Source organism: Desulfomarina sp. (assembly GCF_054039375.1).
Map to the genome: position 1 here is coordinate 1 of NZ_JBPLBA010000013.1, position 14,933 is coordinate 14,933.

The 14,933-nt window shown below is 45.1% G+C and carries 12 protein-coding genes and 1 tRNA gene; 5 read left to right on the top strand and 8 right to left on the bottom strand.

What is annotated here, in order from left to right; genetic code table 11:
• Both ACXLDX_RS00815 and ACXLDX_RS00820 read right to left on the bottom strand, forming a co-directional pair.
• A partial coding sequence (locus tag ACXLDX_RS00815) for an aldo/keto reductase (protein WP_457575288.1) occupies nt 1–713 on the bottom strand: 713 nt, incomplete at its 3' end.
• 140 nt (nt 714–853) lie between these two features.
• A complete protein-coding gene (locus ACXLDX_RS00820) occupies nt 854–2,068 on the bottom strand; it encodes an HDOD domain-containing protein (protein ID WP_457575289.1) in 1,215 nt (404 codons plus the stop codon).
• 444 nt (nt 2,069–2,512) lie between these two features.
• Between ACXLDX_RS00820 and ACXLDX_RS00825 the strand changes: the two genes are divergently transcribed.
• Nucleotides 2,513–3,292 carry a lysophospholipid acyltransferase family protein gene (locus ACXLDX_RS00825; RefSeq protein WP_457575290.1) on the top strand — a complete coding sequence of 260 codons (780 nt, stop codon included), beginning with the start codon at nt 2,513–2,515 and terminating at the stop codon, nt 3,290–3,292.
• Between the two features lie 24 nt (nt 3,293–3,316).
• Here ACXLDX_RS00825 and ACXLDX_RS00830 read toward each other — a convergent pair whose 3' ends face one another.
• Complete coding sequence (locus ACXLDX_RS00830; protein ID WP_457575291.1) at nt 3,317–3,643, bottom strand: hypothetical protein; 327 nt, start codon at nt 3,641–3,643, stop codon at nt 3,317–3,319.
• Between the two features lie 184 nt (nt 3,644–3,827).
• Here ACXLDX_RS00830 and ACXLDX_RS00835 point away from each other — a divergent pair.
• A tRNA-Sec gene (locus ACXLDX_RS00835) sits at nt 3,828–3,925 on the top strand.
• A 27-nt stretch (nt 3,926–3,952) separates the two neighbouring features.
• Here the strand turns inward: ACXLDX_RS00835 and glyQ are convergent.
• Entirely contained in the window at nt 3,953–4,825 is an 873-nt protein-coding gene (gene glyQ, locus ACXLDX_RS00840; RefSeq protein WP_457575292.1) for a glycine--tRNA ligase subunit alpha, read from the bottom strand.
• 559 nt (nt 4,826–5,384) lie between these two features.
• Here glyQ and ACXLDX_RS00845 point away from each other — a divergent pair.
• The 3 genes from ACXLDX_RS00845 to secB all read left to right on the top strand — a co-directional run bounded on the left by ACXLDX_RS00845 (nt 5,385) and on the right by secB (nt 9,536).
• A complete protein-coding gene (locus ACXLDX_RS00845) occupies nt 5,385–5,807 on the top strand; it encodes a CoA-binding protein (RefSeq protein WP_457575293.1) in 423 nt (140 codons plus the stop codon).
• A 69-nt stretch (nt 5,808–5,876) separates the two neighbouring features.
• Nucleotides 5,877–8,711, top strand: coding sequence for an excinuclease ABC subunit UvrA (gene uvrA / locus ACXLDX_RS00850; RefSeq protein ID WP_457575294.1), 2,835 nt, complete (start codon nt 5,877–5,879; stop codon nt 8,709–8,711).
• A 357-nt stretch (nt 8,712–9,068) separates the two neighbouring features.
• Nucleotides 9,069–9,536, top strand: coding sequence for a protein-export chaperone SecB (gene secB / locus ACXLDX_RS00855; protein WP_457575295.1), 468 nt, complete (start codon nt 9,069–9,071; stop codon nt 9,534–9,536).
• Nucleotides 9,537–9,649: 113 nt separating this feature from the next.
• Here secB and ACXLDX_RS00860 read toward each other — a convergent pair whose 3' ends face one another.
• The 4 genes from ACXLDX_RS00860 to ACXLDX_RS00875 all read right to left on the bottom strand — a co-directional run.
• Nucleotides 9,650–10,357, bottom strand: coding sequence for a hypothetical protein (locus ACXLDX_RS00860; protein ID WP_457575296.1), 708 nt, complete (start codon nt 10,355–10,357; stop codon nt 9,650–9,652).
• A 116-nt stretch (nt 10,358–10,473) separates the two neighbouring features.
• Complete coding sequence (locus ACXLDX_RS00865) at nt 10,474–11,487, bottom strand: hypothetical protein (RefSeq protein ID WP_457575297.1); 1,014 nt, start codon at nt 11,485–11,487, stop codon at nt 10,474–10,476.
• Between the two features lie 43 nt (nt 11,488–11,530).
• Nucleotides 11,531–13,348: a pilus (MSHA type) biogenesis protein MshL gene (mshL, locus tag ACXLDX_RS00870; protein WP_457575298.1), complete on the bottom strand. Its 1,818-nt coding sequence runs from the start codon at nt 13,346–13,348 to the stop codon at nt 11,531–11,533.
• Between the two features lie 97 nt (nt 13,349–13,445).
• On the bottom strand, nt 13,446–14,933 hold a 1,488-nt coding region (locus ACXLDX_RS00875), incomplete at its 5' end, for a secretin and TonB N-terminal domain-containing protein (RefSeq protein WP_457575299.1).

Here is a 14,933-nt window from a genome sequence, read left to right on the forward strand (position 1 = left end):
GGTGTTGAGCAGCCAATTATTGCCAGAGTAATTCCGCAGGAGAGAGCATAGCGGATGAGCACCTCAGCGGTGAGCCCGAGTGAGGGGTTAATATAATGACCCGCTCCAAGTACTTTCATCCCGATGACTGCCACCCCTTTATCCCGTGCTGTTTCCATTGTATGGGTAAGGAATCCGCCGATTACCTGTTCGGGCGGGTTCACAGGCAGCAGAACAGTATCCACCGGCCACTGTTCCACGGCTTTTGTCAGTATACGCGGATCGTGATGTCCCGTGACACCAATGTTTTTGACTTTCCCGCTTTCCCTTGCCGCAATGAAGGCGTCAAGCGCACCGCCGGGCCCGGAGATGGCCGCCAGGTCTTCTTCTGTCCGTACGTCATGGATCTGCCAGAGGTCCAGATAATCTGTCTTGAGTCGTCGCAGTGATGCAGAGAGGTCAGCCATGGCACCTTTTCTGTCACGGGAGGCTGATTTGGAGGTTTGGAACACATTTTTGCGAACTTCAGGATTGTTTTCCCAGGTGGCGCCATAATATATTTCGCTGTCTGAGTATACTCTGGCACAGTCGAAGTAGCTGATGTTCTGACGTAAGGCTTCTTCAATCACCAGTTTTGCCGCATTCAGTTTTCCGTAGGTCCGCAGGATGCCTTCTCCGCCTAAGCCGACGGTTGTAACTTTTTTTTTCTCTCTTCCAAGGGGGAGGGATTGCATTGTTATATTTTCCTTGCCTGTATTGTGGTAACTGTCCACATATGCCAGATGGGTGGAGCTGCTGTCAGACGGCTACAATCCATTTATGCGGCCAGATGTGATCGCGCAAAGACGGGTTGCTGTTGAGCAGTCGGTTGATTTTATATTTCTCCTTCCTGTTCCAGTATTTCTGAGCATAATTCACGCCATGGTTCAATTTTGTCGCCAAGCCCGATTGCCTTGAGGTGGGAAATATTTACTGCATGTGGAGCTGTTGTAATTGTATCAGGATGTTTTTCATAATAAAAGGCATTGGCAAGATGAACTGCGATTGCCGGACTGAACTGATTGTCGGGATAATTGTCCAGCCTGTGGTGAAATCCTATCGCTTCAATAACTGGTCCCGGCATTCCCCACAATCCCATGAGGTAGGCGCCAAAGTCATCATGCACAGCGTTAAAAATGCGTTTTTCCGCAGAGCGGAGGCAGATGCCTTCCTCTCCAGCCAGCATGGTTGCCTCTTCATACTGTTTGTCCATTTTCGCCAGCATGACAAGTTTACCTATGTCATGAAGGAGGCCCGCGATAAAACTGTTGTCTATCAGGTCATTATCCTCTGACTGGCTCATGGCGATTTTTTTTGCGCAATTACCGACCATCAGGCTATGGGACCATAGTTTTTTCACGGGGAATATTTTTGAAGATGCCTTTATCTCGGTGAAAGCGCCAACTCCGAGAACCAGGTTTTTAACCGTATCAATACCAAGAAGATTCACTGCCCTGGCCGGGCTTTCCACTTTCTGGAAAAGGCCGAAAAAAGCTGAGTTGACCAGTTGCAGTACTTTTGCAGACATGGCCATGTCTTCTTCAATGATTGCAGCGATTTCAGAGACAGGGACATCCGGGTTGGCGATCGCCTGCCGAAGTTTTGCATAGACTTCTGGAAGGCTGGGGAGGGTATCCAGCTGTGAGACCATTTCTTTAAGGGAAGGATGGGACATAAGGTCATGCAGAGTGCAGACCCGCAGCAGGACGGCTTTCAGGTATTCCGGATCACACGGTTTGGCCAGAAACTGATGGACGACCCCCACGGTTCTCATTATTGATTCTTCATTGGCCTGGCCTGACAGCATAATTCTTATGGAATACGGAAACCGTTTCTGTATTTCCGCAAGCAGGGTTGCTCCATCCATTCCGGGCATGCGCATATCGGAAACCACTACATCGAAATCATACTTTTCCATGATTTCGAGAGCTTGTTTACCGCTTTCAGTAAACTCAAGATGGAATTCTTTTCGAAGGGAGCGGAGCATCCGTTTCAATCCGGACAGGATATTTGGTTCGTCGTCGATAAAGAGAATTTTTTTCTTTGCCATGATTCACCTGCTTTCTGGGAATGGTTTTATTCCATCTCTGTCATTGTATAACAAAAGGTGTCTTTCAGTCAAAATAAGATCGTAACTGCTCACATCTGTTTAATATGATGCACTTTTTAAATTTCCTTTTCCTTTGTCTCAAACGAAAATTTCAATTTTTCAAGGTTTTTTTCTGCTGGTTGACCGGAGGAAGAAAGAGGAAATACTTGCTTTGTTGGAAAGGAACATGCTACTTATCGTCAGACAGTGTCTGTCCATAAATGGTCTTTTTGCCCGATGTCTGCGTCATACTCAAAAAATAATGCCCGGAATATCAATTGTATGACTGCGCTTATTTTTTTCGCAGCTCTTAATTTTGAACGAAATTGCTCATTTCCGGACGGACACCGAAGAACTGATTTCAAATGAAATGTTGAAAAAATTCAGGTTGACGGGTCAGAAGGTATGCACAGAATTCAATATCAGGGCGGGATATACAGGACACCGGAAAAAAAATTGTCCTTTATCGGCAAAATGTTGCCGTCACTTTCTTTTTACAGTCGATTTCTCCTGATTGTCGCCAGGGCCGGCTGGAAGGCAAAACAGGGGGAATATGACAGTCACTCGTGGATCGACAGCAGTCTGGAGGTGCTGTCCAGGTTGGAAAATGCAGGTATTCGTGTGGAGATCAGCGGTATTGAAAATCTGCTGGAGCTGAATAAACCTGTCGTTATCGTTGGAAATCACATGAGTATGATGGAAACGTTGCTCCTGCCGGGAATAATTCAACCGCTGACAGAGGTGACCTTTGTAGTCAAGCAGAGTCTTCTGGATTATCCGGTGTTTAAATATGTCATGCGTTCCAGGAATCCAATTGCTGTCAGCAGGACAAATCCACGCAAAGATCTGAAGGTTGTAATGACAGAAGGGGTGGAGAGATTGAAAGACGGGATTTCCGTGATTGTTTTTCCTCAGACAACAAGATCACAGGATTTTGACGCAAAACAGATGAGCTCAATTGGTGTGAAGCTTGCGAAAAAAGCCGGTGCAGACGTTGTTCCCCTGGCGTTGAAAACCGACGCATGGCAGAATGGACGTTTGGTGAAAGATTTCGGTAGACTTGATGTGGAAAAAACAGCTTATTTTTCTTTTGGTAGTCCATTGCGGGTGGTGGGCAAAGGCAATGAAGAACAGACTGCTATTAATAATTATATCACAGAAAAACTTCGGGCATGGCAAGAATAGAGGGTTGTCGAGCTTTCTTGCCTGTCAAGCATCAGGTGCATTTAATATTTCTGGATCATCAACCAGGTCGAGGTTTTCCTCATCAACTTCAGGTTCAGTGGTTTCCTCTTCTTCGGTGGTTGTTTCCTCGGCCTCTTCTATTGCCGCCTCAACTTTTTCATTTTTCTGCCGGATTGCTTTCGGGATTTTGGATTCAGGAAGAACAAGTTCTGTTATTTTGGCAATCTCAGCTTTGAGATCAGGATCCTGAAGGCAGATATCGCATGACTCTGCATGTTGTTCCATGAATGAGACCATCCGGGCCGGTGCCATGGTTTCGTCACGTACATGGGTGTACCACAATTTAATCATTTTGATTAATCTTTCGCACTGCATGTTTTTTTGAATGAAGTATGAGGAATTTTAAAATAATTGGAACTTGAAAAGTAACTACTCACAGTGGTAATAAAACGACGTAGTATAATAAAAAGTTGTTTTCAAGGTCAACACTTATTAGTATAGTAGTTATCTTTTTGTGGATATATGTTCATTTGACGGAAGTGGATAGGGCACTGGTGGCCCTCCCGGACTTCAAATCCGGTGTAAGGGGTTAATAGCTTCTTAGGTGGGTTCGATTCCCATGCACTTCCGCCATTTATTTATTCTGCTGTATCTTCCTTTTCAGGTTTTCGGTATCAGAGGATGCCCCATTTCTTCCCTCTGGGCCACATAGGTTTCAGCAACCTTTCTTGCTATATTTCTTATGCGGCCAATATACCTGGTCCGTTCATTAACACTTATTGCTTTTCTGGCATCGAGAAGATTAAACGTGTGCGAACATTTCAGGCAATAATCGTATGCCGGAAGAAGCAGTTTTTTGTCTGCAAGCTTAAGGGCTTCTTCCTCGTATGCATTAAAAAACATCAACAGTTTTTCCACGTCGGCTTCTTCAAAATTAAAGGTTGAGAACTCAATTTCCGCCTGATGAAAAATCTGACCGTAGGTTACTTCATCGTTCCAGGCAATATCATAGACACTTTCAACACTTTGAAGGTACATGGCAATGCGTTCCAAGCCATATGTGATTTCCACAGTGGTGGGAAAAAGTTCAATGGAGCCGGCCTGTTGAAAATATGTGAACTGGGTGATCTCCATGCCGTCCAGCCAGACCTCCCAGCCCAGGCCCGATGCACCCAGCGTAGGAGACTCCCAGTCGTCCTCAACAAAACGGATATCGTGATCAAGCAGGTTCAGTCCAAACCTCTCCAGGCTTTTCAGGTACAGCTCCTGTACATCAATGGGTGACGGTTTGATAACGACCTGGTACTGGTAATAGTGTTGCAGGCGATTGGGGTTTTCACCGTATCTGCCGTCGGTGGGGCGCCGTGATGGCTGCGGATATGCAGATTTCCATGGTTCCGGACCAAGGGCTCGAAGAAGCGTTGCAGGGTGAAAGGTACCTGCTCCGACTTCCATGTCATACGGCTGTTGAATAACACATCCCTGTTCCGCCCAGTAAGTGTTGAGCTCAAAAATGATATCCTGAAAATTCATGGAATTTCCTCACGCTTTTGTATATCCATTTAATATTCCCCTGAATCCGTGACAGCTTTATGATTATTATTTAGACAGTGCCTGTCTATTAGTTGGTCTTTTTGCCCGATATCTGCGTTGCCCGAAAAATTTTATCCTCGGAGGTAAGCATAGACTCCGATATCAATTATATGCCTGCGGAAAACTTTCCCGTGCGCCTTGATTTCGAACAGAAAATCCTCATTTCTGGACAGGCACTGGATAAAAACTTGGAAAATTAATATAAAATTCATAATCAGGGGAGCGTTAGCAATACTCACGGATTCAGGATTCCGGCTGCGTACGAGATGCCTCGCTGTTGTAGTTACTACCCCTGGAAGGAGTTACCTGCTTTTTAGTCTGCACCAGTCAACGGTGCTGAATTCTCCTGTTCAATCTCTGTGTTTTGATTATTGGTTCTACTATATAATTGCTATCTTGACTTTTGTCCATGGGCTCCTCATTATATTTGGATTAAGAGTCCGCTGAACTGAACGTTCAGTTGAACCGTTCTTATTTTTATTTCCTGGAGCTTTGTGATATGCAGAATTTAGGATCCATTCAAGACCTGTCGGAAATTGAATGTGTATTGAAAAAAGTTCATTCCATCGCGGTAGTCGGTTTGTCTCCCAAGGAAAACAGGCCAAGTAATATGGTTGCCCGGTACCTTATGGACAAAGGATATGCCATATATCCCGTCAATCCAGGACAGACAGAGATTCTCGGTAGAAAATGTTATCCTGACCTGGAAGCAATTCCCGACCATATTGATCTTGTGGATATTTTCAGAAGATCGGAGGATATTCCGCCGGTGGTTGACCAGGCGATAAAAATTGGTGCCGAAGTCGTCTGGATGCAACAGGGGATCGTCAATGAACAGGCGGCAGAGCTTGCCCGTAAAAAAGGTCTTTTTGTAGTAATGGATCGCTGTATTAAGGTCGATCATACTTCTCTTGATATCTGATTGATTTCTCTTCCCGTCGCTGGTGAATTCCGGACAGGCAGGTGTGTCTGTTCAGGTGGACGATAATTCATGGAACCAAAGCTCTTGAGTGTCCGTGGTGCACGGATGCATAATTTGAAAAATATTGATGTTGACCTGCCTCGCAATCGACTGGTGGTTTTTACCGGTCTTTCCGGGTCAGGAAAATCCACCCTGGCTTTTGATACCCTGTACGCGGAAGGGCAGAGACGTTATGTTGAATCACTGTCCACCTATGCCCGCCAGTTTCTCGGCCAGATGGATAAACCTGATGTTGATGGCCTGGAAGGCTTGTCTCCTGCTGTTTCCATCGAACAGAAGACAACAAGCAAGAACCCCAGGTCTACGGTGGGAACCGTAACAGAGATTTATGACCACCTCCGTCTTCTTTTTGCCCGGTGCGGTCACCCCCATTGTCATATTTGTGGCGATCCCATTGAGGCGCAATCTGTCGAAGATATGGTTGACGCGCTGATGCGTCTGGAAGAGGGAACAAAACTCATTCTGCTGGCACCTCTGGTCAGTGCAAGGAAAGGTCGGCATGAACAGCTGCTTGCAGGAATTCGCAGGCAGGGATTTGTCCGGGTTCGAATCGATGGCGATATCCTTCATGCGGATGATCTGGTCACTCTCAATAAAAATAAAAAACACAGTATTGAGGTCGTGGTTGACCGTCTGGTCATAAAAAACTCCATACGCAGGCGGTTGTCTGATTCAGTGGAGACAGCTGTAAAATTAACGGAAGGATTGCTTCTGGTGCTGTTTCCTGAGGATAATTCTGTAAAATTGTTCAGTGAACTGGCCGCGTGCCATAAATGTTCCATTTCCGTCCCGCCCATGAGTACCCGGCTCTTCTCGTTTAACAATCCCGAGGGGGCCTGTGGTGAGTGCAGTGGCCTCGGGGTAAAGCAGTTTTTCGATCCGGTACTTGTTGTTCCCGATCCTGACAGGTCAATAGCCCGCGGTGCTCTGGCTCCGTGGGGGTGGAGGAGTGAAAATACCTATACAGGACAGATGCTTTCAGGAGTTGCCGGTCATTACAACGTGTCGTTGGAAACTCCCTTCGGGCAATTGCCGGAAAAAGTGCAGGAGGTCTTTCTGTATGGTTCCGGAGACGAGGAAATATCCTTTCACTATCAGAAGGGACGAAGGGTTATGACCACGGTCAAGCGCTTTGAAGGTATTATTCCTCAGCTTGATCGACGTTTTCATGAAACCCAGTCGGGAATGATCAGGGAAGAACTGTCGAAGTATATGAACGAACAGATCTGCCCGGACTGTAAAGGGGCACGACTCAAACCGGAATCACTGGCGGTGAGGATAGGGAAATGGTCGATTGATGAGTTGACACGACTGTCTATTGACAGGCTGTTGGTGGAGATACCGCTTCTACCTCTCGATGCGAGAGAGCGACAGATAGGCGAGCCGATAATGAAGGAAATTGTCGACAGGCTGTCGTTTCTTGAGGATGTGGGCCTGGGATATCTCTCCCTGGAGAGACGTGCCGGAACTCTTTCCGGTGGCGAGGCGCAGCGGATACGGCTTGCCTCACAGATCGGTTCCAGGCTTGCCGGAGTATTGTATATCCTTGATGAGCCCAGTATCGGTCTGCATCAGAGGGATAATCAGAAACTGATCAATACCCTGCTTGAACTTCGTGATCTCGGCAACAGTGTTATCGTCGTTGAACATGATACAGATACAATACTGTCGGCTGATCATGTACTGGACATGGGACCAGGTGCCGGAGTCCATGGAGGAGAAGTTGTTTTCAGTGGCGCGGTTGAGGAGTTACTGCAAAATGAAAATTCGGTAACCGGTGCATATCTTTCCGGAAGAGAGTCCATTAAAGTCCCTGACAGGCGAAGGAAGGTCGGCAGGAGGAGCGGCAGGGCTCTTCGTCTGAAAAACTGTACAGTCAATAACCTGAAAAAGATTGGAGTACGTTTTCCTCTGGGGGTAATGACCTGTGTGACGGGAGTATCCGGGTCCGGTAAAAGTTCACTTGTGATCGAGACTCTTTTCCGGTATGCCAAAAGCGGGTTGAAAAACAGGGATAAGACATTTTCTTCTGGTGGAACTGTTTTGTATGGACTTGACTGTATTGATAAAATTGTTGATATTGATCAAAGTCCTATTGGCAGGACGCCACGCTCCAACCCCGCCACCTATACCGGACTGTTTACTCCCATCCGGGATCTGTTTTCCAGGCTCCCTGAATCCAGGGCCAGGGGGTATAAACCTGGGAGATTTTCTTTCAATATTAAGGGTGGACGATGTGAGGCGTGTGATGGTGAGGGGATGAACAAAATCGCCATGCATTTTCTCCCTGACATCTATGTCGTTTGTGAAAGGTGCAAAGGAAAACGATATAATGCTGAAACTCTGGAGATCCAATATCGAGGCAGAAATATCCATGAAGTGCTGGCAATGACGGTTGAGGAAGCGTTGGAGTTTTTTCAGAATATCCCGCCAATAAAGAACAGATTGCAGACACTTTTTGATGTGGGCCTGTCCTATATTTCACTGGGACAGTCCTCTGTTACCCTTTCGGGAGGGGAGGCCCAGCGGGTCAAACTGGCCAGGGAATTGTCGACCCGGAGCAGTGGCAGAACTCTCTATATTCTTGATGAACCGACCACAGGGCTGCATCCCGCTGATATCCAGCATTTGTTAAATGTTTTGAACCGGTTGGTTGACCAGGGGAATACAGTTGTTGTTATAGAGCATAATCTTGATGTGGTAAAAACTGCTGACTGGATTATTGATGTGGGACCGGACGGAGGTGATGGCGGTGGTGAAATTGTAGGATGCGGCACCCCTGAGGAAATTGCACGGATGGAGAAATCCTATACAGGGCAGTTTCTCAGGGAGGTTCTTGAATAAGCCGGAATGGGTGGATTGCAATTAAAGCGAATCAGATATTCAGTCTCAACAGGATTGATACACTCACCTGGTAAAACGTAATTGGTCACAGGGGTAGCAACTTCTATGGTTTTATTACCTCGGAACTGTAATTGCTCACAGGTGCCGTAGATTTTTGCAGGCTCTTCTTCGCTATAGCCTCCTTATGTGGACAAAAGATCCCGTGAATAGCTGGGGTAGCTATGAGTAATTACGGTAAAACTGTATAGTGGTTATACCCTGTAGTGGGGAGAATAAATAATGAAAATCTTACTGCGTCAGAAACTACCTTCTGTTGTGAGATTTTCAAATGATTAATATTAGAATCAGAGGAAAACCATGGTGGAAAAAAAAGAAGAGAAAGCAGCGACACCCATTTTTCGTATGCAGAAGATGTACACCAAAGATCTGTCGTTTGAAAATCCCAACGCACCCGCTGTCTATATCACCCCACAAAAACAGGAGCCGGCTGTTGAGGTTAACCTGCAATTGAAAAACACTAAAATGGATGATGATCACTGGGAAGTGGCCATTCAGGTTACGGCAAAAATAACTTCAAAGGAAGATGATAAGACAATGTTCATCCTTGAGGTTGAACATGCCGGTGTTTTTCTGTTAAAAAATATCCCCGAAGAGCATATCAAAATGGTTTTGGGAGTTGATTGCCCGACCCTGCTTTTCCCTTTTACCAGGCAGATAGTAAGCCAGGTTTCAACTGACGGTGGATTTGCACCTTTTCTTATGGAACCGGTAAATTTTATGGCACTGTTTCAGAACTCCCAGAAAAAGGATGGTGCTGATAATTGATCAGCCTGCCCGGATAAAATCATTGTTCTCAGAGTTAACAGCTCTGCTTTTACCTGCGTTCTGTAACACTGTCCAGCCCCAGTTGCTGGACAGTGTGCAGGAGAGGGGAAACTTTATTTGAGAACAAGATGTGGTATAATCATTTTCGCACCCAGAACAGTTGTGTATTCATAGGTGCCAATAACTGTACCTGTCATAAACCTGCTGTTGTTCAGCGCCGTTCCCTTTTCGGAACGGTCTTCAACCAGCACTGTTCCTCTTCCGCCACGATAGTTCCAGGCAACCAGGGCTTTTTTTGCATCAAGGTATTGTATTGGAGTGGTGTTTTTTAATTTTACGCATTTCCCGATCAGGCCATAAGGATTTGTTCCCGTGCTGTATTTATAGCCGAGTGTGATAAGGGAAGCCTCGGGGCAGTCTTTTTTTGAATCTTGAAGATTCAATGATTCTTCTGTCAGGACAATAGTTTTGTTGCCGGTTGTTGATGAGTTTTTTTTCTTACTGATTTTTGTTATCAGGTAGGTATGGTCTGCCTGTTTTACTAATTTAAGATTATTTTCATTAAGAATATCCTTCAGGACCTGGTCCCATCTTTTTTTATGAATTGATTTCGTAATATTTTTCTTTATGCCTTTGTCAATGCGTATTTTTGACTGTGAGCCTGCCAGCCTGAGGATTGTCGTAACACACGTTGACAGGTCAGTATCCTTGAATTGCACTGTAATTTTCTGGATGTTTTCGTTGGCATAAAGGGGTGAGTGGAATGGGAAAAAGAAAAAAAAAGTAAAACAGAAAAGCACTAACCGGTTGTGTCTTTGCATGGAAAATATACCCCTATTGCTGAAAAAAAAACCTCCAGTTGTTGGAACACAACTGGAGGCCGGGTAAAGATTATAAAACTGGCGTGTCTGTGAGAAATTACGGAAAATGAAAAGAATTAAAGACCGTAAGTCACAAAATGATCGACCAGAGTAGTAACACCTTTTTCAATGGCTTTATTAAAAAGAGTATCATATTGATGGTCTGCCATAAATGTTTCCGGAGAAACCTGTACCCGTACTCTGTTGGTCCAGACAACATTTCCTGTTGCAGCTTCCTGAACCCATATGCGCATCTGGACTGTTGCCTGGTCTATCTGACCGCTTCTATGGGATACCTTACCGAGACCATATCCCGCTCCAGCCCATAATACAGTGTTGGCATCCCGGCCTGTTCTGCCAAAAACACTTTCACCCTTTTCCCAGGGCCAGCTTACGGAGGAATAGCCGAATCGGCCTCCAAGCAGGGCTCCCATCAGTTGTTCATTTTCCTCATCATAAGCATCCGATGAGGCGAAACCGAACATGATTCTACTGGCACCACCGTTAATAAATGGGAGAATCCCTTTTTTCCATGGAGCCCATGTGGCCTCCTGGCGGGTTTTATATTCAAGAATGCGGCCTCTCATGATATAATCGGCCTTAAAATGACGACCGATTTTGGCCAGTTTTTTAGTGGTAAGAGCATGGGCTCCGGCACTGGAAAGAGCCTTTGATGAATTTTTTTCATCTTCTGCCTGAATATAGATCTTCAGTTGCTGTTTCATGGCATCAGACCATTCATTGGACAATTCAGCCACAAGAGAGCTGTTTTTCACCTTTTCATAAGCTGAAAGATCTATAATATTCTGGTTGATAAGGTATCCAAAAACATCCTCCTGAACGGGGAGGCCAAAACCATTTTTGACCAGCTGGTCAGTCAGGGTTTCGGTGATGATCATGTTCCTTCTATGGGCGGACTCCAGGTTTCCCTGTGAATAGTCTGCAAAAGGCAGAATTACGATGCTTTTCCCAGTACCCGGCTCATTGTAACCTGGTCCATCAGTTACCTTCAAAGTTTCTATCACGGTCTGACCACAACCGGTCAGACTCAATGCGAAAATACCAATGATTAGATATTTCAGCCTGTTCATGTTGATCTCCAAGCAAAAGTTAAAAAAAATATTCCAGGTATAACTAGAAAATTCTGGGTTTCAGAAGGATAATGAGCTCACGTTTTACATGAGTTTTTGTCTCAGACCCAAAAAGATATTTTACAATGGGAACATCACCTAACAACGGTGCGAATTCCCCACTGTTTTCTTTGGTATCACTTATAAGTCCGCCGATAACAAGCATTTCACCGTCTGCGACTTTGACCGTTGTACTCATTTCCCGGATATTGACGATGGGCAGGCCGACCGTGCCGCCAAGATTGCCGACATCGCGATATTCAATTGGTTCCTGAAGGTTGGAAACTACCGGGACGAGATTCATGACAACATGAGTATCATCGAGGACTGTTGCAGTAAGTGCCATTCCAATACCGGAGAGAATTCGGTCCGTATTGACGGTATAAGTTACTATGCCGGTGTCAGAATCAAGATCAGAATCAATGGAGTCGATATATGTAACATTGCGTCCCACTGTAATGAAGGCAGGTTGCCCGTTCATTACACTGATTTTCGGGTTTGAGAGGACTTTGGCATCACCCTGTTCATTGAGTGCATTGAGAAACACATCAAATGTTCGAGAAGCAAATGAAATATTAGAAATAAACTGACCGGGATTAATGGTTTTAAAATAGGCGGTTTTATCGGCATTTGTGTAAGTAACAGGACCTTGAACTGCATCATTGTTGAAAACAAAGGGGTATACCTGGCCATTATCACCAAATGTGACGCTACCGGACAGGCCAAAATTTTTCAGCACCTTTGACCAGTTAATACCAATATTCGACTCTTTGCTGAGCTGTACTTCAATAATTTTCGCTTCTATCGTGATCTGTTTATAAAGGGATTTTTTCAGGCTGTTGATGTATTTGGCGATTCTTTCATGCATCGCCTTGGTTGTTGTTACAGTTATAATGCCGACCGGTTTATCAATAATGAAGTATGAACCGTCTTTAGAGGTTTGCCTGCTGGTTTTAATCTTCTGTTTTTTGGCACCTGCAGTAGACTGGCTTTGTTTGTTGGCTTTATAGGTTCCACTGGCGTCACTGCCACTTTTCTTGTCTCGCTCGGAAACCCTTGCACGACCCTGGCTTTCTGCACCGAATTGTCGTTCGTAGTCGGAAATCGCGACTTCACTTGTTTCAAGAATATTGAGTATGACCTTGAGATTGGATTCAATATTGTTCCAGATATCAAATTCGGTTTTTGTATCATTATCCTTAGAAAAAACACTCGTCCCGACCGGACTTCCCTGGGCCTGCAGTTTGATTAAGGCTTTAAAACCTTTTTCTGCTCCGCCGGCTCCAATGATGTCACCACCGGTTTCCGTTGAGTATTTCTGGGTGATAAACGGCATGGCAATACGATATTGTCTTGTAATCTTGTTGCGAACAAAAATAGTAGTATTCTTGAACTCGGCAAAATAGCCGATTTGAGCAAGCAGATTATTGACAGCATCATAAAAGTCATCTTTCGGTGTGATATCGACATCGACACGGGCATTCTGGTCTACATCTTCAGCCCAGGAGACATTCATTCTTTTAAGAGCCGCCAGTCGCTTGAGTATATCCCAAAGTGGTTGTGGTCCTCTTGTTGAAGTGATTCGTGCGCCCACCTTCAGGACACTTTCCTCGGATTTGGCGATATCTTCGGATTCATCTTTGTTAACGACATACGATGCCGTCTGGTATTGCACTGGAAGGCTTGCGGGGTATTTGGGTTGAGCCTGCACAGTTTTTTCTGTCTTTGCCTGATTTTCCATGGTTGTCGATGCCGTGGAAAGAGAGTTGTCCTTATGCTGGGAACTCGGCATACACGATGACAACAGAATAGCGAGTAGCAAGAGGCTACCTGGAAAAATTAATTGTGTTATGGACTTCATAAAAACCTCGTGGGACGAAATAGTTCAAAAATAGCAGCTGTTTTAATGATGCTGAAACTTATTGTATCATAAGTCGACCCTGAATATATTTTTTCAGGTCCGGTCGTATCTGGTAGCCGGATGCAAGGATAGCTTTATATTCCTTGACCGCCTCAGATTTCAAGCCGAGTTTATCAAGAATTCGTGCTTTTGATATCATGGTATCTATGGATTCTCCATAAGTCGTGTGGTACTTGTCAATGAGTTTCAACGCGGCGTCATTCTGACCGTTATTCTCACTGAATGCTGCATAGCTGAGTAAAGCTTCTTTCATTGGCGGTGTTGAACTGATGCTCTGGGCGAAATAGTCGGCAGCTTCAGAAATTCTCTGCATATTTGCAAGGCCGATAGCAGCATAAAGAGCAGCATAGTTATCCTTGGGATGCCGCTTCAGGTTTTCTTTTGCGTAATAAACAGCTTTGGCATTCATGCCGAGGTTTACGAGATAAAGAGTTGTTAGCCTGTTGGCAAGTTTCGCGTTATCAGGCCATAATTCCATTGCCTTGGTATAGAGCTGAGCGGCTGTTTCAAAGTCTTCATTTTTTTCAAACTGCTGTGCTTTACCAATGAGTTTTTTGGCCTCGATAACTTTGGGAGATGTACGCTCAGCCTGTTCAATCACCAGAGCTTCCTGCTGGATCAGATCCGTATCTGCAGTAAACGCCAGATTGTCATCAGCCCTGGTTGGCCAGACAAATTCTTTCGATTTCGGATAAATGACAATGGTATTGAATTTTTCTTCCTTGGTCAGATCCATAAGGTTGAGGATGATATCAAGCGCAAAATCCCAGGGTACATCGGACAGGGCCAGGGTCAGGGAGCCTGATACATCTTCATCAACAATTATATTCAGATTGGTTATCTGCCTGAACAGACGAAAAACATTGTGAATATCTATTTTGTAGAAATCGACACTGATACGCTGTTTTTTATATCCCGAAAATGAAAAATCATCTGCCGGTTGTTTCGGAGAGTTTTTTTCAGCCGCTTTCTTGACAAGCTGATCCGGATCCTGCTTGAGAAGTTCTTCAGAAGATCCGATCAGAGCATCAAGGGTAGAGTCACTGTTTGAGCCTGAAGAGGATCCTGCTGCTACCGCCGCTGAACCTGCAGTTGCGGTCGCCGCCGATTCATCAATGACAACAGCAAGCCCTTCCCGGGTGGGAGCAACACTGTATTTGAACATGGTGTGAGAGGCGGAGTCAAAAACTATTCTGGCCCCTTTACCTCTCGGAGCGACCCTGATTTTATCGACAGATGTGCCAATTCTCTTTTCTCGAATGAGTTCGTTGATGTTTATGTTATCAATGTCTATATACATTCTTGGTGGACGCTTGTCACTGCCGCCTATTGTGTCTACCCGATAATCCTCGATGGCAGTATTGGAGACAAGAGTTATTGTTGTTGAGTTGGGTGTGGATGTGATTTTGAAATCAGTGAGAGAATTGGCAAGGGGTTCTGTTTTTTCATTCTGTTTGCCGGTTGCCGGAAAAACTGAAACGGTAAG

Excerpts from the sequence above, each read along its gene's own strand:
- ACXLDX_RS00820 (WP_457575289.1), bottom strand. The coding sequence starts at position 2,068 with ATGGCAAAGAAAAAAATTCTCTTTATCGACGACGAACCAAATATCCTG.
- ACXLDX_RS00825 (WP_457575290.1), top strand. The coding sequence starts at position 2,513 with ATGCACAGAATTCAATATCAGGGCGGGATATACAGGACACCGGAAAAA.
- ACXLDX_RS00830 (WP_457575291.1), bottom strand. The coding sequence starts at position 3,643 with ATGATTAAATTGTGGTACACCCATGTACGTGACGAAACCATGGCACCG.
- glyQ (WP_457575292.1), bottom strand. The coding sequence starts at position 4,825 with ATGAATTTTCAGGATATCATTTTTGAGCTCAACACTTACTGGGCGGAA.
- ACXLDX_RS00845 (WP_457575293.1), top strand. The coding sequence starts at position 5,385 with ATGCAGAATTTAGGATCCATTCAAGACCTGTCGGAAATTGAATGTGTA.
- uvrA (WP_457575294.1), top strand. The coding sequence starts at position 5,877 with ATGGAACCAAAGCTCTTGAGTGTCCGTGGTGCACGGATGCATAATTTG.
- secB (WP_457575295.1), top strand. The coding sequence starts at position 9,069 with ATGGTGGAAAAAAAAGAAGAGAAAGCAGCGACACCCATTTTTCGTATG.
- ACXLDX_RS00860 (WP_457575296.1), bottom strand. The coding sequence starts at position 10,357 with ATGCAAAGACACAACCGGTTAGTGCTTTTCTGTTTTACTTTTTTTTTC.
- ACXLDX_RS00865 (WP_457575297.1), bottom strand. The coding sequence starts at position 11,487 with ATGAACAGGCTGAAATATCTAATCATTGGTATTTTCGCATTGAGTCTG.